The organism is Halalkalicoccus sp. NIPERK01 (assembly GCF_030287405.1).
In the GTDB taxonomy this organism is placed as follows: Archaea; Halobacteriota; Halobacteria; order Halobacteriales; family Halalkalicoccaceae; genus Halalkalicoccus.
Genome location: NZ_JASVVV010000001.1, coordinates 863,629 through 884,435 on the forward strand (window position 1 = coordinate 863,629; position 20,807 = coordinate 884,435).

Below are 20,807 nucleotides of genomic sequence, written 5' to 3' on the forward strand. Positions count from 1 at the left end.
TCCCCGTTTACCCTCTCAAAGGGAGATGTTATTATTGTTACGTATTTTTACACCACTAGCCCATCAAACATTATTGAGGCCGATAGCTTCTCTAAGCACTGATTATCGCGTATAGTGGCGATTAGAACGGCGTGTGGTGTGGCGTCGACCACGAGGCTGGTCGAAGCCGACGATCAGGCGAGCCACTCCTCGGGCTTCGTATCGTAGTCGATGTCGCTCGCTTCGATCGCGGCGACCCGGTCGCCGTCCAACTCGCTCGTCTCGAACTCCATACCGTCGTACCGGATCAGGATCCCCTGTTCCGTTGGTTTGGGTTCGCGGTTTCGTCGGCGAGCGACCTCGACGTCCTTCTCGGAGACCTCCTTGCGGATCGTCATGAGGTTCACGGGACGGCCCCAGAGCTCGAACACGCGAACGAGCGTCTGTTTGGCCTGTTCGATGTCGAGGGCGACGCCGTTGTACCGGTGGCCCAACAGCAACTCGTTTCGGTTCCCGAAGTTGCCGTCGTGGACCTCGATGGTCGGCTTTCCGAAGTTCGTGAACTGCAACAGCAGTTTCTTCTTGACGTCCGTGGCATCGGTGCTGGTCGCGCGGTAATCGCCCGTCGCGTGGGCGTACTCGTAGGTGAAGTAGTCGTGGCGGTCGACGAACTCCTGGGTGAGGAACTCGTCGATGAACGTCACGTCGTTGTGGCTCGCCCGGACCTCGGCCATCCGCCGCCAGCCCGCGGTTCGGTCCACGTCGGCGATCGCCTCCTCGACGCTCCCGTAGAGGGTGTCGTCGAGGACGTATCGGCCGATCCGTTCGAGGTCCGCCTGCGTGATCCGCCGGAGGACGCCCCCGTTCTGGGGCTTCACCAGCGAGTAGTGGCGTTCCGCGAGTCCCTCGTAGGTGAGGACCTTCCAGGGATACCGGTCGACGTCTATCTCGCCCGCTCTCGCGCGTTCGAGTGCGTCGTGATCGACCGCGTCGCCGAGCGACGCCAGTTCGTCCAGCCGGTTCCGTGTGACCTCGGCGAGAGGCGTACGGGGTTCGAGGAGTTCCCGGACCAGTTCGAGGTCGACGGTATCGTGGAAGTTTCGCCACGTCACCCCCTCGACACGGAGGAGTTTGTCGACCACTTCGCGCCTGTTCTCGGTGTTTTCGATGTACTCCCAGAGCTCCTTGCCGAGTTTGTAGGGATTGAGACCGGGCGAGCCGAGCACTCGGGCCTGATGGTCCGCGTAGTCGATGAACTCGTCGTCGTCGGCGAACCCCTCCTCGCCCATCATCATCGACTCCCAGTAGGCCGCCCAGCCCTCGTTCATCACCTTCGTCATCCGCTGTGGCGCGAAGTAGTACGACTCCGTCCGGAGCGCGTCGAGCACCTCCCGTTGCCACGGCTCCATCTCCCGGGCGCGTTCGGCCTCGGTGTCGTACTGCTTTCCGTGTTCGCGCAGGAACGCGAGCAGGTCGGGGTCGGGCGTCTCGGGGAACGACTCCATGGAACCGCCCTCGCGCTGGCGTTCGACCCACTTCTCGTCGAACACCTCCCGCCTGACCGCCTCGGAGATGCCGAGCCCTTCGAGCGCCGCCTCGATGTCCTCGCGGTCGGGGTCGTCCTCGCTCACGCGCTGGTAGACGAAGGCGCTGTGCTGGTCGATGACGTCCTCGATACACAGCACGTTGTCGATCCAGCGCTCGACCTCGCTTCGCTCGACGTCCGGGTCGGCGATCGCCGCCTCGATCGTCTTCGCGTGGCGTGCGAGCATCGCCGCCGCCTTCGGACTCGAGCCGGGCGCGTCGCCCGTAAAGAGGCCGAACCAGCGGTTGTTCGCGAAGAAGTCGGCGTGCGCCTCGACGTGGGTGATCACGGCCTTCTGATCCGCGAGCGAGTTCGACTCCTGGAGGAAGGCGTTCGAGGGGTCGTCGTTGTTGACGAGTTCGAACGCCTTCCCGCCGATGAACTGGTTGGTCTTCTGCTGGCGGTCGAACTTCATCCCCCAGCGCCAGTGGGGGTAGCGCTCCTGAAAGCCGTCGTAGGCGATCAGCTGGTTCATTTCGTCGTTGTCGACGATCCAGTAGTTCACCGGGTACGGTTCGAGGCCGAGCTTTCTCGCCAGTTCGTTCGCCTCCCTCACCGGTTCTTCGAGTTCGCTCGCGACGCGCTGGGTGTGGTAGTTCGTGGTCATGGCTCGTCCTCGGTGCTGAGTATCTCGTAGATCGCGTTCGTGATGTCGTCGGGCCCCGAGACGTAGGTGACCGCGACGTTCTCGCGGTCGCCGAGTCGGCGCTCGACCTCCTCGGCGTGGGTCGCGTTGATCGCGCTCCCCGACGGCTGGGTCTCGACGTACGCGTGGAGGTTCGCCTCGATTTCCCCCATCAGCGGGATCACGCGCTCCTCGGTGTCGTTCGAGGAGTTCTCCGAGTCGCCCGCGGCGAAGACGTAGCGGTTCCACTCGCGCCACGGGTAGCGCTCCTCGAGGATCTCCGCGGCGAGTTCGTACGCCGAGGAGATCTTCGTCCCGCCGCCCGAACGGATCCCGAAGAACTCCTCGCGTTCGACCTCCCAGGCGGTGGCGTCGTGGGCGATGTAGACGAACTCGGCGGTGTCGTACTTCCCCGTGAGATACCAATCCAGCGGGGTGAACGTTCGTTCGACCAGTTCGCGCTTGTCCTCGCGCATCGACCCCGAGACGTCGCGGATGTTGACCACGACGACGTTGTGCTGTGGCTTCCTGACGACCTCGGGGTAACGATAGCGCTCGTCCTCCCGTCGGAACGGGATGTGGCCGATCCCCTCCCGACGGATGCGCTGGCTGAGCGGCTCGCTCTCGACGTTCTCCTCCATCTCCTCGATGCTCGACCAGCGGCCGCGCTCGTCGTCGGGGATCGCCTCGAAGGCGTCGTCGATCCACGCCTTCGAAACGGGGATGTGGTTCGTCCGTGCGTACCGAAACGCCTCCCCGGGGGAGATCCCCTCGACGCGAAGCAGTTCGCGAACGTACCCCTCGTCGAACTCCATCGCGAGCTTTCGCTTGAGCCCCTGTTTGAACAGGCGCTCGACGTCGAGCGTGCTGTCCGGGCCCGTCCGCGTCCGATCGGTCAGGTCGCCCTCCTCCTCCGTCTCGACCCGTTTCCCCTTGGGTTCGAGGTCGAGTCCGAGTTCCTCGTCGAGTTCCTGGGCGAACTCCTCGGGATCCATCTCGTAGTACTCGTGGTCGCCCGACTCCTCGCCGGCTTCGCCGTCCTCGCCGTCGCCGGGTTGGGGCTGTGGCTTGCCGACGGGATCGCCGGGTTCGGGCGTTCCGCCCTGACCCTGTCCGACGCCGCCCTTGTCGAGGCGGTCGTAGGCGAACCCGGGAAGCGAGACGATCTTGATCGGGATGTGGATCTCGTCGCTCCGTCCGAGGTCGCCGTACTGGATGAACTCCGCGAGGTCCTGACGGCGCTTCTCGCCCACCTCCCGGTAGCGTTCGAGGTCCTCCCTCAGTCCCATCGGTAGCTCACCTGTCCCATGACATGCCGGCTCGTCAGTTCGGCCGAGGCCGGCGAGTAGCCGAACTCCGAGACGAGGGTGTCGATCGTCCGCGCTTTGACCGCCGCCGTCTCGGTGTTCGCCGGCGGGTCGTCCCACTGCTCGGGATCGAAGTCCTCGAAGACGCGTGCGACGTCGCTCCAGCCGTGCGTCTCGAGGACGTCACGGATCACGGGGATGTCCAGCAGGTTCACCTCGTCGATGGCGAAGTCCTCGGTCCGGTGCTGCCAGGCGTGGCGGTTCAGCGCCGTGATGATCCGCTCGTTCCTGAACGTCCTGACGGTCGGCATCGGCGTCGTTCCGTCGTACTCCTGTTCGCTGAACCGGCCGAGGTGCTCGATCTCGAAGACCTTCATCTTCAACGGATCCGGCTCGACCTCGCCCTGTGCGGTCGTGACGACGTCGTCGGTCGCCCACGCGTAGACGTGTTCGACGTACTCCTCGACGGTCTCCTTCTCGACGCGCTTTTCGTGCATGATCGCGTCGATCACGTCGGTCTCCTGCTGGTCGAAGACGTGGTTCTTGACCGAGACGAGCCGGTCCTCGAACTCCCGGCGCTCCGCGCGCGAGAACATCGGCGCCTCGTGGAGCCCCTCCGCCATCGCGTTGAGCACGTCCCGCGGCATGAGGACGTTCTCGACCGCCAGTTCGGGGTGGCTGCGGTCGCGGGCCGTGTTGAGGAGCTCCGCGATCACGTCGCGGGTGAACGTGACCGGGATGCCGTGTGCGCCGTCGTTCGCGTTCGGGTCGAAGTCGAAGTCGTCCGTCTCGGCCCGTTCGTCGCCCTCCCGGAGGTAGCCCCGGTCGAACAACAGGGCCTTCTCGACGAGCGAGATCCCCTCGGGAAGGTCCTCGCGATCCAGCCGCGAGACGACGCTGTAGAGGGCGGCCGCCTCGACCGCGTGAGGCGCGAGTTCGCGCTCGGTCACCCGGCCGCCGCGCTCGCCGACGCGGATCGAGAGCGGCGCTCGGACCCGCTCGTGCAGTTCCTCACCGTCAATTCCCTCCCAGATCGACGTCTCGCCGGTGAGTTCGCGGTGGATCAGCTCACACTCCAGGCGGAGGTTCGTCAGGTACCGGAACTCGTGTCTGTCCAGCCGGCGTTTGAGCGCGCGCAGCGGGTCGGCCCCGTTGCGGTCCGCGTGCTGGTTGAGTTGGGCGTCCAGATCGGGGTTCGAGATGATCAACAACTGGGTGTCGACGTCCATCCCGATCGCCTTATCGAGCTTGACGTGCCGTTCGTCGGGGACGTTGAGCAGCTTCTGGAGCAGGTCGGCGTGCTGGGTCGCGTCCTCGACGATGGTCAGCAGCCCGTTGCCCTGCGAGAGGACGCCGTCGTAGCTAAAGGCCTGTGGGTTCTTCCGGCCGCGCGAGTCGAGCTTCTGGAGCATTCCGGCCATCCAGCTCCCGACCAGCCGCTCTTTGGGCCGGCCGTCGTCCTCCGAGTGGAGGACGCCGATCCCCCGGCCCACGTCGACGACGTAGTTGGTCACCCGCAGGTGGTGGGTGTCCGTCACCGCCGAGAACAGGTCGGCGATACCCTCACGGCGGTAGCGTTTCTCGAGGTAGTCGTAGGCCTCGCGACAGAACGGATCGAGGTCGGTCTCCGCGCGGATCGGCGTGTGGTCGTCGTGTTCGACGTTGAGGTCCGCGAGGATCGCCTCCCGGACGGGTTCGGGGAACACCGACAGGGGGTTCGACTGGACGGGGCTCTGATACCAGCTGTCCTCGTCGACGCGGGGGATGTCGCCGTAGGTCAGCCCCGGCGAGTCCTCCGCGCTCGCGATGTTCCACTCGACGGTGTAGCGCCGCCCCTCGGGCGTCTTCGAGTACTCGCGCAGGCCGTTGACCAGACAGCGCTTGAGTTCGGACTTCCCCGTCGCCGTGGGTCCGTCGAACCAGATGATCTTCTCCTCCTTTCCGCGGCCGGCGGCGATCGAGCGCAGGTCGTCGACGAAGCCGTTGAGCACCTCGGTGTTGCCGAGGATCGCGTGCTCGCCGTCGTTGTGCAGGTCGTCGAAGAAGCGGTAGCGCTCCCGTTCCTCGCCCTCCTCGATCACCGTGCGCGTGCCGGCGGCCTCGATGGCATTCAGGAGGTACTTCGAGGCGTGGGCACCGATCGAGGGGCGTTCGAACAGCCGGTCGACGTACTCGGCGAGGCTCATCGGCTCCTCGTAGGCCGCGTCGAGCTCCCGATCCGCCTCCCTGAGGTACTCCGTGCCCGTCATGCTTCGAGTTCGCTCTTGGCGACCTCCGCGCCGGCGAACTCGAGGACCTCCATCGCTCCCTCGCGGGAGTACCCCTGCTCGATCAGCGCGTCGACCCAGGCGTTTCGCTCGTCGTCGTCGAGTTCGTTCGCGCTCACCAGCGCCGAGAAGTTGATGTTGTGCTTCTTGTCCTCCCAGAGCTTGCGTTCGAGCGCGCGGCGCAGGCGGTCGTTGTCCTCGGGGCTGAACGCCTCGCCCCCGCGGGCTCTTCTGGAAACCCAGTTCGAGACCTCCTGGCGGAAGTCGTGTTTCCGATCCTCGGGGATGTCGAGTTTCTCCTCGACGGCCCTGAGGAACGTCTCGTCGGGTTCCTGTTCGCGCCCGGTGAGGTCGTCGAGGACGGTGTCGTCGTCGATGTACGCCATCACGTGGTCCATGTACTTCTCGCCCTGCCGGCGGATCTCGTCGAGGTCGTAGGCCAGCGCGTGGCGCACGTCCTCGATGGCGCGTTCCTTGTACTCCTCTCGAACGAGTTCGAGATACCGGTGGTACCGCTCGAAGTTCTCCTCGGGGATCGACCCGTGGTTCTCCAGGTTCTCCTCGAAGTGGTTGAACACCGCGAGCGGCGAGAGATACGACCTGCCCCGGTGCATCGAGTCCATGATTGCTTCGGCGATCTCGTCGCCGATGAAGCGCGGCGAGACGCCGACCATCGCCTCCGCGATCTCGGCGTTCGACTCGCCCTCCTCGCGGAGCTTCTTCACGTCGATGTCGTCGCCGTCGCTCGACTCCCCGTTGTAGGCTTTCGCCTTCTGGACGATGTCGACGGCCTCCGTATCCGGCTCCTCGATCCGGGTCAGCACGCCGAACAGGCCGGCCATCTCCAGGGTGTGGGGCTCGACGTGGATGTCGGGGACGTCGGCGTTGTTCAGCAGTTTCTCGTAGATCCTCGACTCGGCGACGTACTCGAGCACGTAGGGGAAGTCGATCCGTTTCGTCCGGTCGTTGAACGCCTCCATCGACTCGTCGCCCTTCTTGTCGCGGTACTCGGGCATGTTCGTCCGCCCGACGATCACCTGGTCGATGTCGATCCGGGGGTTGTTCTTGGGCTTGATCGTCTGTTCCTGGGTCGCGTGCAGGAAGTCGTAGAGGAACTCCCGCTGGAGCTTCAGGAGCTCCTCGCCCGAGAAGATCCCCCGGTTCGCGTTACAGAACGCCCCCGAGTAGTCGAACGCTCGTGGATCCGACTCGCCGTAGACCGCGATCTTCGAGTAGTTGACGTCGCCCGTGAGTTCGGTCTCGTCCTGGTTCTTCTTGTCCTTGGGTTCGAACGTCTCGATCGCCTGTCGTTTGTTCTCGTCGGCGATCAGGCGGACGATCTCGACGTGGTTCTCGAGGACCGTCTGGAGGTCGTCGTCGTAGTACGCGAGCAGGCGGTCCATGTAGAAACTCGAGACCGGATCCAGCGACTGCTCGTTGCGGATGGTGTAGGGCGCCTCGAGGCGTTCGTTGAGTTCGTCGATGACCTGCTGGCGCTGTTCGAGCGGCAGGAGCACGAGCGGGTCCTGGTTCATCGGCGACTGGACCACGTCGTCTGCGGGGTCCTGGTCGGCGATCACGTCACAGAGGTTCGTCCAGCGGAACGTGTACATCCGCCCCTCGTCACGGGCGGTGTAGTCCTCGAAGTACCGCCGGAGCTGTGCGTCGAACGCCGACTTCCCGGAGCCGACTGGCCCCAAAAGGAGCTTGATCCGTCGGTCCGGACCCAGCCCGCGCGCACCGCTTTTGACCTTGTTGACGAACTCGTGGATCGCTCGGTGGACGACCTCCCCGTAGAAGGTGTTCTCGCCGTCACCGAGGGGGTCCTCCGAGGCCAGTATGTACTCGACCGTACCCGAGTCCTCGTCGTAGTGCGTGCCGTAGTAGTCGAACATGTCGGCGACGCGCTGGTGGGCGTTTCTCGTGACTTTCGGGTCGTCGTGGACGGTCTCTAGGTACCACGCGAACGTCTTCGCGTCGCGCAGGTCGCTTGGAACCGTCTCTCTGTACTGCTGGCTGAGCGTTTCGAGGGTGTTGTCATCGGTCATGGTTGGTTCGGGACCGAGAAGAGTGCAGACGCACAGACCGACGGAGCCACGTCACCGACAGGAGGGGTGTCACGGCCGACAGCCGACCGCCGCCGCTGGCTCGACACGGGCCGACGGGGGAAGCGCGGACGGGTGGTGGTAGCTGTCATGGAACGAAGGCGCTGCCGTGACCCCGGTCGGGACTATCGAGAGAGGGGGGCACTGACAGCACGGGTCGTTCGGCGGGCGGACACCGATACTATTTAATATAGGTGTGCTACGTTAGCATAAACCTTTCCCTGATTTCGTCGACGAGCCCGGAAAATCCGAGCCCACTTGTCGGGGTGGCGCGAACCGGGGACATGGAGGAACCACCGGCGGGGTGGGAGCGCTGGAGCGTTGAACCCGGTCGACAGGTGTTCGTCTACCGGCCGGACGTCTTCGATTCGCGGGCGTTTCCCGCTCCCTGCCTTCCGACGCTGTATCTGAGCGAGGGTCCCCACAGGAACCGCAGGCCCGAACAGCGCCACGGCGCGGTGGGCGACGGCTGGTATCTCACCCTCTATCTCGAACCGGACGTGGTCCTCGCCGAGGAGCGTTACGACGACCGGGAGGGTGCGGAGGACGGTGTAGCCGACCTCGCGCGGCGGTTCGCCGCGGGCGACCTCGACTACAGGGGTGCCTACCAGGTCCCCAGGGAGGCGTACCTCGACCGACTCGACGAGTTGACGGGGCGAGAGGCTTAACCCGCGTGTCGGTCTATCGACGGCAATGAGTACGCTCACGCTGATCGGAACGCGACTCGCCGAGGTGGGAACCGAGTTCGTCTACCACGGCGAGGCCGACGCCTGCGAGGGCTGTCCCTACCGCGGGCAGTGTCTGAACCTCACCGAGGGACGGAAGTACCGCGTCGAGAGCGTTCGGGAGAACGCCCAGACCCTCGAATGTGGCGTCCACGACACGGGCGTCAACGCCGTCGAGGTCGAACCCGCAGGGATGAAGGCGAACGTCCCCTCGAAGGGGCTCTACGCGGGGAGCAAGGCACGACTGGCCGGCGGGTGTCCCTACACTGAGTGTCCGAGCCACGAACTCTGCGTCCCCGACGGCGTCGGGTTCGACGAGGAGTACCGCGTCCGCGAGGTGCTCGGCGACCCGCCCCACGACTACTGTATGCTGGACCGGGACCTCACGATGGTGGAGTTCGCCCCGCCCGAGGAGTGACCGGGATCGCTCGCCGGTGAACGGATACCGACTTTCGTGTGCAGTTCTGTCGCGGCAGGATTAAACGGTCCCCGGACGATTTCGGGTCGTATGTCCTCTTACACGTCGGGGATGGCGACCCCGACCGAACTGCTCCCCCGCGACGAGCGCGAACGCCGACTCGAGGAGGCGGGCTACAACGTCTTCAACCTCGCGAGCGCCGACGTGTTCGTCGACCTGCTCACCGACAGCGGGACGGGGGCGATGAGCGACGCCCAGTGGGCCGCGATGATGCGTGCCGACGAGGCCTACGCCGGCAGCGAGAGCTTCGAGGAGCTAGAGGAGGCGGTCTCCGAGGTAATGGGGTTCGACCGCGTGGTCCCGACCCACCAGGGCCGTGGCGCGGAGAACGTCCTCTACGGCTGTCTGATCGAGGAGGGCGACGTGGTGCCGAACAACACCCACTTCGACACCACCCGCGCCCACGTCGCTGCGAACGGCGGCGACCCGGTCGACTGTCCCGCCGACGGCGCGGACGACCTCGACAGCGAGGAACCGTTCAAGGGGGACCTCGACCCCGAGACGGTCCGCGAACTCGCTGCCGACGTCGGCCCGGACCGGATCCCCGTCGTGATCCTCACGGTCACGAACAACTCGGTGGCCGGGCAGCCCGTGAGCATGGCAAATATCGAGGAGACGCGGGAACTCGCGGACGAACTCGACGCGACGTTCGTGATCGACGCCTGCCGGTTCGCCGAGAACGCTTTTTTCATCAGTGAGCGCGAGGACGGCTACGACGACCGCCCGATCGCCGAGATCGCACGCGAACAGCTCTCGCACGCCGACGCGATCGTCATGAGCGGGAAGAAGGACGGTCTCGTCAACGTCGGCGGATTCGTCGGGGTCCGCGACCCCGAGTTGTTCGAACGCGCGAGACAGCGGGCGATCCTCTACGAGGGGTTTTCGACCTACGGCGGGATGGCCGGCCGGGACATGGCCGCGATGGCCGTCGGCCTTCGGGAGGCCGTCACCGAGGAGTACCTCGGCGCGCGGATCGGACAGGTCCGCGACCTCGGCACCCGACTACGCGAGAGGGACGTCCCGATCTACACGCCGGTCGGTGGACACGCCGTCTACGTCGACGCCGAGCGGGCCCTTCCACAGATCCCCCTCGAGGAGTTCCCCGGACAGGCGCTCGTCTGTGAACTCTACCGCGAGGGCGGGGTTCGCGGCGTCGAACTCGGGAGTTTCGCCTTCCCGAACGCCGAGCGCCCCGAACTCGTCCGCCTCGCGCTCCCCCGACGGACCTACCACGCGGAACACGTCGACCACGTCGCCGAGACGGTCGGGGCGGTACTGGATCGACGCGAGGAGGTTCGCGGACTGGAGGTCGTCTCGGAACCCGAAAACGAGGCGCTCCGACACTTCAGCGCTGAACTCCGACCGGTTTAGGGCCCGTGTTCCACCGCCTCGGCGTACGCGTAGTCCTCCTCGCGGGCCTCCGGCGTTCGCCCGTCGAGTCGGATCCGCCAGCCCTCGATCGCGGCCGGGTCCTCCAGGGCGTTCGTGAGTATCGTTCGCACGTCGAGCACGTCGACGCCGTAGAAGTCCCGGGGGACGCCGTGGAGGTACTGCAGCGCGGTCTCGAACAGCGAGCGCATCCCCGCGTCGTCACCTGACTGCGCTCGGCCGCCGGAGGCGTCTTGCGCCTCGCTGTCACGGAAGTCGACGTGTTTGTACGTTCCCGCGGCGACCTGTACCATCCCGTGGAGGAACTTGCTCTCGGTGTTCCCGCTGCCGTAGTTGTACCACTCGTCCTCGAAACAGTCGTGTGAAGCGTGGTACTCCCCGGAGTTGAACAGGCGCACGCCGTGGACCGTCGCCCGCCTGAGGGTGGCGTGTTCCCACTGGCCGTCCTCGCGCCACCCGGTGGGATCGCCCTCGGGGGCGGGGACGGAGGGATCGCGGGTGTGGTCGTCCATACGGTTTCTATACGTCGGATCCCTAATTGTCTTGGTTCTCGACAATCCGCCACGTCACAACCGCTCCCTGCTGGAACACGGGATGTCGTAGCCCGTCGAACTCTTCAATAGTCGCTATTTCTGCCTCGAATTCGTACCAGTAGTCGACATCTCGCGAGAATTTCTTCGCGATAGTCCTCACGTTCATCTGGTCGAGTGGCTCGTTTTTCCGCTCGTAATAGATACCGAGGAGGCCACCGGGATGTTCGAACCGAGAAGTGTAGAGCCGCTGTGCATCGTTCATCAACGTCGTAGGGTTGTTCGAGTTGAACGGACTGAAGATCGTGGTATATCGGTTTGGATCTTCCGTATCGTTATCGCGTCTAAATCGAAGCAGTTTGGCTTCTATCGGAATGGATGTTCCATCACGCCTGATAACGAGATCACATTGTTGTCGTGAGCCGGGATAGGGTACGGATTCTTCTACCTGCTGATAGATTTCATGGCGATCACGTAGATTCTCGAGAATCATTCGAATCTGATTCGTCTCCTCGAACGGGCCGATCCCGGGTTGCCAGCGTTCGTGGGTGGCAATCCTGTCTACGTTTGGAATCGCAGTAGAGAAGTCAGTTGCGAGTCGCTCCAAAAGACGTCGCATAGGTCTTCATGTAGTTGTTCGCTTCAAATGAGTTTCTATCGTGAACGAATATCCAAAATCCAAGAGGTCAGTAAACCGCCTCGCGGATCCCCTCGCGCAGCGTCTCGAAGCCCGCGAGGTACTCCCGGCGTTCCTCGCGCAGCGCGGCGAGCTTCTCGCCGTATCCGTCGTGATTCTCCGCGAGACGGAACTCCTCGATCTCCATCCCCGGCACTTCTTCGGGAACTTCGAACCCGAGTCGATCGTCGTGGATCCACTCGATCCCCCCGCGGGCGGCGGCGGTGAGGATCGCGATGGTGTCCTCGACCTCGATCTCCTTCGACCCCACGGAGCCGGTGTTGAGGACGAAACACTCCGCGTCGGTCTCGCTCATGAGGTCGGCGAATCGGTTGCCCTCCTCGCCCTCCGGCCCGACGATGAAGGGGTTGGTCCCGACGACGCGGATCGACTCGCCCGCGCGCTCGGGGTCGCCCGCGCTGGTCTCGATCGACTCGCCCAGCATGAACGCCACCGCCGCCTGTTCGGGCGTGAGCCGCGCGATCGGGGGCATCAGCGGGTTGCGCGTGATGAAGAACACCTGATCGGCGCGCTCACAGTCGATCTCGGGGGCGGCGCTCGGGAGGTCTTCTCGTCGAACCACCGCCCGCCCGTTCGTGGTCAGCGAGCCGTCGTCGAAGTCGACCGTTCCATCGGGATCGACCGCGACGTTCTCGAGGACCGCCTCGGGCTGGGTGACGGCCCGATAGAGCGCAGGCTGTTCGTCCTCACTGAGGCCGATCGTCTTGATGTAGAGGCCACCGCCCTCGCTGCCCGCGAGCGTGTCGGGAAAGAGCGCACAGACGTCGTCCTGCAGCATGACCGCGGACTCGGGCGGGTCGAGCCAGCAACCGTGACCCGTCAGCGTCGACTTGCCGGTGCCCGAAAGGCCGAGGAACGCCTGATACACCTCCGAGAGTCCGTCTTCGGTTTCGAGCGCGAGACGTTTCGTCCCGGCGTGGAGTCCGAGACCGCCGCGCTGTTTCGCCCGGTACATGAACAGCCGGAGGAACGACTTCTTCGCTTCCCCGGTGTAATCGCTGCCCAGCACGACGGTGACGCCCTCGTCGGGCAGGACGCGGATCGCGGTCTCCTCCCAGTCGGGCAGTTGGAGGGTGTAGAAGTCCGGTTCGCGCCCCTCGGGAGCCGGTTCCAGCAGCTTCGCCCACGCGAGGGCGATCCGGCCGTACTCCTTCGGAACGAACAGCCGACAGCAGTAGGCGTGCTCGGGGTGGCGACCGACCATCCGGTCGAGGCAGACCAGTTCCGTCGTCTCGGCCCGTTCGAGCGCCCGGTGGACGAGTCGCCAGTCGTCCTCGGTGAAGGCGTCGTCGATCGCGTTCTTCGTCCGGTCGGCGCTCCGGGACCGGAACTCGCTGACGTACGCCGGACTTCCGTATTCGGTCGTCGTTTCGAGCGGTTTGGAGAACTCGCGCAGTTCCTCGAGGCTCGGCCCGTACGTGACCGTCCCCGCGGTCGGGTCGGGAAACGACGAGCGGGGATCGACCGACCTGATCGTCCCGACCGTCTCACCGGGGGTAGCGTCGCCGGACATATACGATCCCCTACTACCGTCACGAGTATTAATTATACCGTGGCTACAAATCACACGATCACATTTGCTGGGAATTAACTCATATCGTAGTATGAAACGAGGTAGAAACGGACGGACGGTCATCGTCGGCCGTCTCGGGGATTCGGAATCTTTTAGCGGGCGGCTAACGGAGTCGGTGATGCGTGCGAGGGTAGCCAAGCCCGGAAACGGCGGCGGACTCAAGATCCGCTCCTGTAGAGGTCCGTGGGTTCAAATCCCTCCCCTCGCATGAACGGACGGCCCACGCCGTCCCGTGAATGCAGGAGGGATTTGAATGATGCCGGACGTAGTCCGGCGGTAGTTCGAATCCCTCCCCTCGCACTCGAAAGAGTGCGGAAGACACCCTCTCGGGGGCGTCTTCCCTCGCAAAGTTCTCACCGACGCCGACCGGGTAGCCGCAGGCTCCGGTCATCGTAGCGTCGATACAAAAACTCGGATCTACCGTCCGTATCGCTCAGTTCGAGGACGCGGGCCCCAACCGCTGGCGGTGGTGGCAGTTGAGACACGGCCGGATACGAAGCGGTTTCCCACACGTCTGACAGTGCCATTCCGGATATCGTCTGTTCATCGAACCCACAGTGTGATAGAGTGGCATACTTCGATATATGCCTTTGGGTAGCTGTCACACCCTTTTCCAATTCGTACATAGGGATCGCCACCCTCTCACGACCATGCCGACGCCGGACGACGCGGCTCTGCTACTCGACGTCATGTTGGGCAAACTCGCGACGTATCTGCGGATGTGCGGCTACGACACCGCGTACGCGCTCGACCGTGACATCGAGGCCGATCCGCGGCTCAGGGAACTCGCCCGTGAGGAGGGCCGAACGTTGCTGACTCGCGACGTCGACCTCGCTCGGACCACCGACGGCGCGCTCGTCCTGTGTGAGCGGACGATCGAGGGACAGCTCACGGAACTCCTCGAAGCGGGATTCAGCCTCGACCTCGACGAGCCGGTTCGGTGTTCGATCTGTAACGGGCTCCTCAGAGAGGTTGCGAGAGGCGAGGAAACGCCCCCGTTCGCCCCCTCTCCCGCCGAACGGCCCGTGTGGCGCTGTCGTGACTGCGGCCAACCGTTCTGGCGCGGCAGCCACTGGCGGGACGTCGAGTCGACGCTCGAATCGGCCCGCGAGCGTCGTGAAACGTATCGGCACGACTAGACCGGAACCCTGAAAGCTCCCGCCTGCACCCTCTGGAACATGGACGACGTCTCGGATCGGATCGATCCCGCCCGCGCGTGGGTCGCCGCGGCGATAACGGCGCTCACCGCCCTCGTCGTCGGGTCGTTCGCCTTCCCTCGACGGGTCCACGACGGGTTCCTCTGGCGGTACTTCTGGGGGCCGGTCGTCGCAGACGGAACGGGCTCGACCTGCGCACAGCGGATCGGCGGCGAAACCCGGCTGCTCGATAGCGCCGTCGAGTGTCAGCAGGCGACGGGGATCGTCGCCGAACCCGGCTACACGACGGTCTCCACGTTGAGCTACGCGGTCGTGCTCGTCTTCTCGCTGGTCGGCGTCGTCTTCCTCCTCCGGCGCCTCGACATCGGCCGGGAGCGGGGGTTTTTCTTCGCGCTCTTCCCGTTCATGCTCTTCGGCGGCGCGCTTCGAACCGTCGAGGACGCGAGCGTCGCCATGCTGCGGACGACCGGCGAGCCGGCGATCTCCTTTCCCCTCAGCGGTCTGTTCATCAGCCCGCTCATCTACTTCACCGTCTTCTTCGTCACGCTCGCGGCGCTGCTCGTGAGCGTCGCCGCCGCACGGCGAGGACTCGTCCCCCGCTACGAGTACCCGCTTGCCGCGATCGGTACGCTCGCGTTCGCGACGACGATCGGCTATTTGGGCTGGCTCTCCGTCACGACCGACGTCCTCGGGTTCCACCCGGCGGTTGCGTTCATCACGCTCGTCGGCGCGACGCTCGTCGCTGGCCTCGCCTGGATCGGCACCGAGCGGTTCGTCCCGGCGGTGAACGTCGGAACCGGATACATGGGCGTGCTCGTCGTCTGGGGCCACACCGTCGACGGGATCGCGAACGTCCTCAGCCTCGACTGGGCGAGCGAACTGGGGATCCCGAGCTACACGCCGAAACACGTCGTCAACAGCGCGATCATCGAGATCACGGGCGCGCTCCAGCCCCGATCGATCTCCGAAGCGATCGGGACCGCCTGGCCGTTTCTGTTCGTGAAGATCGGGGCCGCGCTGTTCGTGGTCTGGGTGTTCAACGACGAGATCTTCGAGGAAAGCCCGCGCTACTCGATGTTGCTCCTCGTCGCAATCCTCGCCGTCGGGCTCGGTCCCGGCACCCGCGACTTCCTGCGTGCAACCTTCGGTATCTAATTGATACGTCTAGTGTTGTCAATAATTGTATAGATTTAAGTAATCACAGGGTCTACAGGTGATGATGATAGGAGAACGGGGGCCGGAGAAAAAGCGACATCTCCCGGCGTACAGCGGGGGCTGTTATCGCGGCCGTATCGACGACTGTTGCTGGTTGTGTGTCAGCCGAGTCGTCGTCGGCCACCTGTTCGGCTTCCTTCGGATCGAGACGCAGCATGCCGCCGAACAGGCACACGAGTTGATCGGCGAGCGCGTCGAGATACCGGTGGTCCAATGCGACGGCGAGGAGGAGTGCGTCGAACGCGTCTCCGGGGAGATCGTCGACGTGTTCGACCTCGCCGACGAACCGAGCGTGTTCGCCGTGCAGTTGGAGACCGGCGAGCGACTCGCGCTGTCGGTCAAACACCTCGCCTAGGGATACGGGTGGGGATCGCGCTCCAGTCGCGGCTCGAACCCCATCGACCGGGGTACCGTCTCCGCGCGCTCGCCGAACGTCGGCTGGCGCGTGAACAGCGGCTGGGCCTCGGGGACGACCACGCGCGTCGCCTCGAACCCGAGCGTGCGCACGTCCCGTGGCGTGATCCACGCAGCGTAGGGTGTCAGTTCGACGCCCGTCACCCGCCTCACGAGCGACGCGAGTTCGTCGTCGGGACCGAGCGACCGTTCCCCGACGGCGTCGGCCTCGACCCGACCCGAAACGTCGAGGAACTCCCGTGCAGGGTTCGGAAGCGAGCCGTAGCGTCCGATCCAGCCGGACTCCTCGGCGGCGGCCTCGGGCCCCATCGATCGGAGTTCCATCCAGTTCTGCAGGGCTTCACAGAGCGCGGATCGGGCGGCCGACTCCGCGTCGAGGTCGGCGTCGGATCCGAGCGCGAAGCGCGGCCACTCGTCCTCTCCCGCTTCTCGGTGGACGGCGACCGCGACGACCGGTACATCGACGTCCTGGGTCACGAGCAGCGGCGTCACCGAGAGCCCCTCGCTCGCCGCCCGCCGTTCGAGGGTTCGGAACGTCCCGTCTTCGACCACGAGTTCGAGCGGTTCGAACGTCGAGTACCACGCAAGCATCGTCGCGTCGCGCTCGATCACCTCGTACAGCCCGGAGAGGAGCGCCTCCGTCCGGGTGTTCCCGAGCCCGAGACCGGTCGTGATCGCGGGCCCGAACCGCTTTTCGGGCGGAGGAAAGTGGACGAACTCCGCGGGAAGCGACACCGACTCGCCGGTGTCGAGACGTTCACCCGCCACCCACGGGATCTCGGCGTCGGTCGTGTCGACGCCGACGAACCGCTCGGGAACGACTGCGTCCTCTATCTCGTCCGTCCGAGCGTACTCGAACCACCTGTCCCGGTAGACGCCCGCGCTGTAGCGTTCGAGCGCCTCGCCCAGCGCCTTCACGTACGCCGTGTTCCAGTCGGCGGCAACGCCCGCCGCCTGGTTCGCCGCGCTCGCGTCGCTGAACCCGTCGGTCTCGGCGGTGGTCGCGAGATAGTAGGGGACGGGAAACGACGCGACCTCGCCGACCGACCGCACGATCCCGACCCGTTCGTCGACCCCGGCTTCGGCGTGGGCGATGGCCTCCTCGACGGATCGACTCTCGCCCCCGTCCGGGGGTGGCGAGGGACGACCGCCGCAGCGATCGCAGGTCGGAACCCGGAGAAGGCGGCGTTCGGCGTACGGTAGTTCGATTACACGGCCGAACACCTCGTCTCCCTCGCCGCGAAGCGCCGCCACGATCCGGTGACCGGCGATCGCACCCGCGAGGCGCGCGATGGCGGGTCCGGGGTCGCCCTCCTCGAGTTCTATCTCGCCGGCCGCAATCCTGGTTCGCAGACAGTCGTAACAGCCCGTTTCGGGGGCGAATCCCGCGACCGACGCCTCGACGCCCTCGATCGCGTGCCCCCCGATACCGCCGAGTTCGATACCGACCCACGGATCGTCTCGTGAACCGTCGACGGCCGTGAACACGTCGTTGCCCGCGCGACCGACGACGACCGCGAGGCGGTGTGCCGAGAGCGCCTCGATGGAGCCTCGTCGCGTAGGTACGTCGACGTCGTCGAGTGCGGCCGCTACCGCCTCGGTTGCCGGACCCGAGCCGACGATACCGATGGATACGTCCATACCGTCGGCTCGGAGGAGAGGCCGAATAAAACCGACCGATCGCCGATCGGATCAGTTGAGCAGGTTCTGTGCGACGCTCGCGAGCTGGTCGGTGTTGGCCTCGCGCAGGCGTTCGTCGCCGAACTTCAGGCGCAGGCGCGGCCGGCCGACGTCGATCGGGACCTTCTCGGTGTCGATCAGCCCCATGTCCTCGAGACGGGTCTTCGTCCGGGAGAACGTCGCCTTGCTCGCGATGCCGACGTCCTCGCCCCACTTGCTGATGTCGTAGAGCAGGACCTCGTTTTTCGCCGCGATCAGCAGGCTGATCGTGACCTCGTCGAGGCCGTCGCCGTCGCCGCGTGCGGTCTGTAGCGAGTCGAGGACGCCCGTGAAGTCGGCTTCGACCGGCTCGCCGATCTCGTCCGCGAGCGTGGACCGGACGCGCGAGAGCGGCGGGGTTCGGAGGTTGAACTCGTCGGCCTCCTCCCACGCCGTCGTATACGAGTCGTACGCGAGCGAGACGAACTCCTCGTCGTCGGTCGTCAGCCCGGCGACGGTGTCGCCGACGTTGATCAGGGCGACGACCTCGTTCGGGGAGATCAGAAGCGAGTTCTCACTACCGTCTTCGAGCGTCCGAAGGTCGAGCGTTCCGTCGTCGATCAGGTCCGCAGCGTTGCTCGCGAGGATGAAGTCGCTCATAACGCCCTTCAGCATCGATTCGTCTCCGAGCAGCCGTATCTGCGGTAGCTCCGTGATATCGCCGGCGACGTCGATCAGGTCCTCGATCGCGTCCGCAGACGGATTCACCACGATGAGGTCCTCGGACGAGGTCTCTAGGACCGTCCGGAGGATATCTTCGATGTTATCATCGAGTAAATTTGAGGCCATAGTTGTGGGTGTACAATGTTTTTACAAGTATTTAATTATAACGGCCGAGAGACAGGGATATCGCGGCGGGAATAAATATCATCGGTCTCGACAACTTCATCCCTCCTGCTGTCGATTTTGACGTATGTGGGTCAGTGACACCCGTCGGGGTGTCGTTATCAGTTCTGCGAACGGAGCTGTGATGCGAGGTCCTCGGGCCAGAAGAACTGGCCCTCGTAGATGATCGGCGCGTCGATCGATTCCACGACGGCGAGGAACGACGCGCGATCGAGCGTCGATTCGGTCGTCGTCCCGTAGAGGTGAGGGGTGTCGCTGCCGATTCCCCGGGGGTAGTACCAGCCGCCGGCCGTCCAGTTGGGGAGTACGTCGTACGTGACCGAAAAGCCCCCGTCGGTCGGCTCGGCGAGCAACGTTCCGGGGTGACGGTCGCGTCGCCCTCCGAGGACGTGCGTGCCGTCGCCGACGACCGCGTAATTCTTGCCCATCATGATCTGCCGGCGGGCCAGTTGCATCGCCCGGTCGATACTGAACCCGTAGACGAGCAGGCGGGCGAACGTGGTTCCGACGGTGGCGGCCTGTTCGTTGAGCACCTTCGAGAACGTCACCCCGCCCGCGACGCTGCCCCGTTCGACGAGCGCCTCGCCCTCGTAGAACGTGCCACAGGCGTTCAGGAAGAACGTCTGGGCGTTGCTCTCGGGGATCTCCTCGACCGAGAGGTTGCCGTCGGTACAGCGAAGCCCCTCGGTATCGCAGTGGCCGACGTAGTGGACGAACGCGCTCGGGCGCTCGAACACCGCCGAGAGCTCCTCGCAGGTGAGCTCCCGGTGGGCGGTGACGTCGATCGGCAGGTCCGCCGCGTGGTTCTCGTAGATCCGGGCGACCTCGGCGTACTCCTCGCCCATCTCCGGGTCGTTCTGGACCACGATGAAGGGGAGCCGTCCGTCGGTGTCGAGCCCCGACAGGCCGTTCTCGAACGCCTCGGTCCGGGCGTTGAACACGTCGATCGGGACCGTCTCGTCGACCCAGGCGTGCGAGCGGGCGGGCCCGAGGACCGGTTTGACCGCCTCGACCGACGCCGACGGCCGGTCGCCCCGCCGATAGAAGTCCGTCAGCGACCGCCGGAGCAGTTCCTTCCCGTCGAGCGGGCGCGTCTCGGGCGGTCGAATCAGGCTCAGTCGATCGAGGGCGTACGGCAGCGCGCGGGCGGCTTCGGGCTCTGCGGGGAGGTACGTCGCGAGGTGCCACTCGGGGAGGTCGATCGAATCGGCGTCGAGTTCGAGGTAGGCGGCGAGTCGTCGGACCGGATCCGAGAGCCGGTCGGGATCGAGTCCGAGCCGGTCGGGATCGGGAAGCCCGGCGAGCGGGGGTCCCGCCTCCCGACAGCAGCAATCGAGGTAGAACACCCGTCTGAGCAGCGAGGCGACCACCTCGGGGAGGTCGCCGTCCAGTCGATGCGTCAACCCCGGCGCCGTGATCGTCGGGACGACCCCCTCCTCGATGGAGACACGCGCCTGCAGGTAGTACGCGAGCGGCGACACCGTCAGTATCGTTTCGAGGTCGGCCGGCACGCGCAGTTCGATCCCCGTCTCGGCGGTCGCGCTCGCGATCACGTCCGGTATCTCGACGGTCTCGGCGAACTCGATCCGCGAGGGATGCCCGCGGAGCGCGGGCAACGACTTCGCGGGACCGGTCGTCTCGAAGCCGGCGTGGAGGTGTGAGATCGCGCGCGCGAACCCGGCGGGCGTCGGCGGGATCCGGATCGTGGATTCGGGCCCCCGGAACGGACTCCTGAACCCGAGCGTGACCGACTGGCGGCCGCCGAACGAGAGTTCGAGCGATCGCTCGGGGGCGTGGACCGTCGCCGGTCCGTCGAACCGGACGGCGGTCTCGATCGGCGTGGGAACGTCGAGAAGGTACGAGTCCGGCGGGAGTTCCGTCCGATCGTCGTCGATCGACGTGTGTCCGCCGCCGTTCGTCAGGCTCGTGACCGTCGCGCGCGGCGTGCCGAACCCGAGTTTCGACACCTGACCGGAAACTGTCGTATCGACCAGACGTGGCAGTGACCCGCCAGCGTAGAACTCCCCCCAGTCGGGGGCCGCGATCTCGACGGCGGCGCGGCGATCAGACACCCTGAGCCCCGCCGTCGTTACCTCCCAGTCGATCATGTTGCGACATAGATTGATATCACTGATAGATAATAGGTCTGTCGGAGGAGGATAATGTTTAGTTAAATGAACCCAAACCGTGGAATCC

The 20,807-nt window shown here is 65.3% G+C and carries 16 protein-coding genes and 1 tRNA gene; 7 read left to right on the forward strand and 10 right to left on the reverse strand.

Annotation, left to right across the window (positions count from 1 at the left end):
* Positions 1-173: 173 nt before the first annotated feature.
* The 4 genes from QRT08_RS04625 to QRT08_RS04640 are packed head-to-tail and all read right to left on the reverse strand — an operon-like array spanning position 174 to position 7,811.
* On the reverse strand, positions 174-2,171 hold the full coding sequence (locus tag QRT08_RS04625) for a SpoVR family protein (protein ID WP_286044737.1): 1,998 nt from the start codon (positions 2,169-2,171) through the stop codon (positions 174-176).
* On the reverse strand, positions 2,168-3,478 hold the full coding sequence (locus tag QRT08_RS04630; protein ID WP_286044738.1) for a YeaH/YhbH family protein: 1,311 nt from the start codon (positions 3,476-3,478) through the stop codon (positions 2,168-2,170). Before QRT08_RS04630 ends, QRT08_RS04625 begins: the two co-directional genes overlap by 4 nt.
* Positions 3,469-5,745, reverse strand: a complete 2,277-nt coding sequence (locus QRT08_RS04635) for a PrkA family serine protein kinase (RefSeq protein WP_286044739.1) — start codon at positions 5,743-5,745, stop codon at positions 3,469-3,471. Before QRT08_RS04635 ends, QRT08_RS04630 begins: the two co-directional genes overlap by 10 nt.
* Positions 5,742-7,811: a PrkA family serine protein kinase gene (locus QRT08_RS04640; protein ID WP_286044740.1), complete on the reverse strand. Its 2,070-nt coding sequence runs from the start codon at positions 7,809-7,811 to the stop codon at positions 5,742-5,744. Before QRT08_RS04640 ends, QRT08_RS04635 begins: the two co-directional genes overlap by 4 nt.
* 341 nt (positions 7,812-8,152) lie before the next feature.
* Here QRT08_RS04640 and QRT08_RS04645 point away from each other — a divergent pair, with 341 nt between their 5' ends.
* The 3 genes from QRT08_RS04645 (at position 8,153) to QRT08_RS04655 (ending at position 10,442) form a co-directional block, all read left to right on the forward strand.
* On the forward strand, positions 8,153-8,536 hold the full coding sequence (locus tag QRT08_RS04645) for a DUF5820 family protein (RefSeq protein ID WP_286044741.1): 384 nt from the start codon (positions 8,153-8,155) through the stop codon (positions 8,534-8,536).
* A 25-nt stretch (positions 8,537-8,561) separates the two neighbouring features.
* Entirely contained in the window at positions 8,562-9,011 is a 450-nt protein-coding gene (locus QRT08_RS04650) for a UPF0179 family protein (protein ID WP_286044742.1), read from the forward strand.
* A gap of 90 nt (positions 9,012-9,101) precedes the next feature.
* Positions 9,102-10,442, forward strand: a complete 1,341-nt coding sequence (locus QRT08_RS04655) for a tryptophanase (RefSeq protein ID WP_286044743.1) — start codon at positions 9,102-9,104, stop codon at positions 10,440-10,442.
* On the opposite strand, the gene QRT08_RS04660 is transcribed toward QRT08_RS04655, so the two are convergent.
* The 3 genes from QRT08_RS04660 to QRT08_RS04670 all read right to left on the reverse strand — a co-directional run bounded on the left by QRT08_RS04660 (position 10,439) and on the right by QRT08_RS04670 (position 13,200).
* Positions 10,439-10,972 (reverse strand): DUF309 domain-containing protein, encoded by a 534-nt coding sequence (locus QRT08_RS04660; RefSeq protein ID WP_286044744.1) that lies wholly within the window; start codon positions 10,970-10,972, stop codon positions 10,439-10,441. The two genes, QRT08_RS04655 and QRT08_RS04660, sit on opposite strands and share 4 nt — an antisense overlap.
* A gap of 22 nt (positions 10,973-10,994) precedes the next feature.
* On the reverse strand, positions 10,995-11,255 hold the full coding sequence (locus QRT08_RS04665; protein WP_286044745.1) for a hypothetical protein: 261 nt from the start codon (positions 11,253-11,255) through the stop codon (positions 10,995-10,997).
* A 421-nt stretch (positions 11,256-11,676) separates the two neighbouring features.
* Positions 11,677-13,200, reverse strand: coding sequence for a phosphoenolpyruvate carboxykinase (ATP) (locus QRT08_RS04670; RefSeq protein WP_286044746.1), 1,524 nt, complete (start codon positions 13,198-13,200; stop codon positions 11,677-11,679).
* A gap of 184 nt (positions 13,201-13,384) precedes the next feature.
* Between QRT08_RS04670 and QRT08_RS04675 the strand changes: the two genes are divergently transcribed.
* From QRT08_RS04675 to QRT08_RS04690, 4 genes are all read left to right on the forward strand, one after another.
* Positions 13,385-13,468 (forward strand) — tRNA-Leu (locus tag QRT08_RS04675).
* A gap of 442 nt (positions 13,469-13,910) precedes the next feature.
* The gene (locus tag QRT08_RS04680) at positions 13,911-14,399 is read left to right on the forward strand and encodes a Mut7-C RNAse domain-containing protein (RefSeq protein ID WP_286044747.1); all 489 of its coding nucleotides are present in this window, start codon (positions 13,911-13,913) and stop codon (positions 14,397-14,399) included.
* 39 nt (positions 14,400-14,438) lie between these two features.
* Positions 14,439-15,572, forward strand: coding sequence for a DUF63 family protein (locus QRT08_RS04685; RefSeq protein WP_286044748.1), 1,134 nt, complete (start codon positions 14,439-14,441; stop codon positions 15,570-15,572).
* Between the two features lie 64 nt (positions 15,573-15,636).
* Entirely contained in the window at positions 15,637-15,987 is a 351-nt protein-coding gene (locus QRT08_RS04690; protein WP_286044749.1) for a hypothetical protein, read from the forward strand.
* On the opposite strand, the gene QRT08_RS04695 is transcribed toward QRT08_RS04690, so the two are convergent.
* The 3 genes from QRT08_RS04695 to QRT08_RS04705 form a co-directional block, all read right to left on the reverse strand.
* The gene (locus QRT08_RS04695) at positions 15,984-17,687 is read right to left on the reverse strand and encodes a YcaO-like family protein (RefSeq protein ID WP_286044750.1); all 1,704 of its coding nucleotides are present in this window, start codon (positions 17,685-17,687) and stop codon (positions 15,984-15,986) included. The two genes, QRT08_RS04690 and QRT08_RS04695, sit on opposite strands and share 4 nt — an antisense overlap.
* A gap of 51 nt (positions 17,688-17,738) precedes the next feature.
* Positions 17,739-18,554 carry a transcriptional regulator TbsP gene (gene tbsP, locus QRT08_RS04700; protein ID WP_286044751.1) on the reverse strand — a complete coding sequence of 272 codons (816 nt, stop codon included), beginning with the start codon at positions 18,552-18,554 and terminating at the stop codon, positions 17,739-17,741.
* A 158-nt stretch (positions 18,555-18,712) separates the two neighbouring features.
* Positions 18,713-20,719, reverse strand: a complete 2,007-nt coding sequence (locus QRT08_RS04705; protein WP_286044752.1) for a hypothetical protein — start codon at positions 20,717-20,719, stop codon at positions 18,713-18,715.
* Positions 20,720-20,807 lie beyond the last annotated feature (88 nt).

Coding starts and splice junctions, on each gene's coding strand:
- QRT08_RS04625 (WP_286044737.1), bottom strand. CDS start 2,171: ATGACCACGAACTACCACACCCAGCGCGTCGCGAGCGAACTCGAAGAA.
- QRT08_RS04630 (WP_286044738.1), bottom strand. CDS start 3,478: ATGGGACTGAGGGAGGACCTCGAACGCTACCGGGAGGTGGGCGAGAAG.
- QRT08_RS04635 (WP_286044739.1), bottom strand. CDS start 5,745: ATGACGGGCACGGAGTACCTCAGGGAGGCGGATCGGGAGCTCGACGCG.
- QRT08_RS04640 (WP_286044740.1), bottom strand. CDS start 7,811: ATGACCGATGACAACACCCTCGAAACGCTCAGCCAGCAGTACAGAGAG.
- QRT08_RS04645 (WP_286044741.1), top strand. CDS start 8,153: ATGGAGGAACCACCGGCGGGGTGGGAGCGCTGGAGCGTTGAACCCGGT.
- QRT08_RS04650 (WP_286044742.1), top strand. CDS start 8,562: ATGAGTACGCTCACGCTGATCGGAACGCGACTCGCCGAGGTGGGAACC.
- QRT08_RS04655 (WP_286044743.1), top strand. CDS start 9,102: ATGTCCTCTTACACGTCGGGGATGGCGACCCCGACCGAACTGCTCCCC.
- QRT08_RS04660 (WP_286044744.1), bottom strand. CDS start 10,972: ATGGACGACCACACCCGCGATCCCTCCGTCCCCGCCCCCGAGGGCGAT.
- QRT08_RS04665 (WP_286044745.1), bottom strand. CDS start 11,255: ATGAACGATGCACAGCGGCTCTACACTTCTCGGTTCGAACATCCCGGT.
- QRT08_RS04670 (WP_286044746.1), bottom strand. CDS start 13,200: ATGTCCGGCGACGCTACCCCCGGTGAGACGGTCGGGACGATCAGGTCG.
- QRT08_RS04680 (WP_286044747.1), top strand. CDS start 13,911: ATGCCGACGCCGGACGACGCGGCTCTGCTACTCGACGTCATGTTGGGC.
- QRT08_RS04685 (WP_286044748.1), top strand. CDS start 14,439: ATGGACGACGTCTCGGATCGGATCGATCCCGCCCGCGCGTGGGTCGCC.
- QRT08_RS04690 (WP_286044749.1), top strand. CDS start 15,637: ATGATAGGAGAACGGGGGCCGGAGAAAAAGCGACATCTCCCGGCGTAC.
- QRT08_RS04695 (WP_286044750.1), bottom strand. CDS start 17,687: ATGGACGTATCCATCGGTATCGTCGGCTCGGGTCCGGCAACCGAGGCG.
- tbsP (WP_286044751.1), bottom strand. CDS start 18,554: ATGGCCTCAAATTTACTCGATGATAACATCGAAGATATCCTCCGGACG.
- QRT08_RS04705 (WP_286044752.1), bottom strand. CDS start 20,719: ATGATCGACTGGGAGGTAACGACGGCGGGGCTCAGGGTGTCTGATCGC.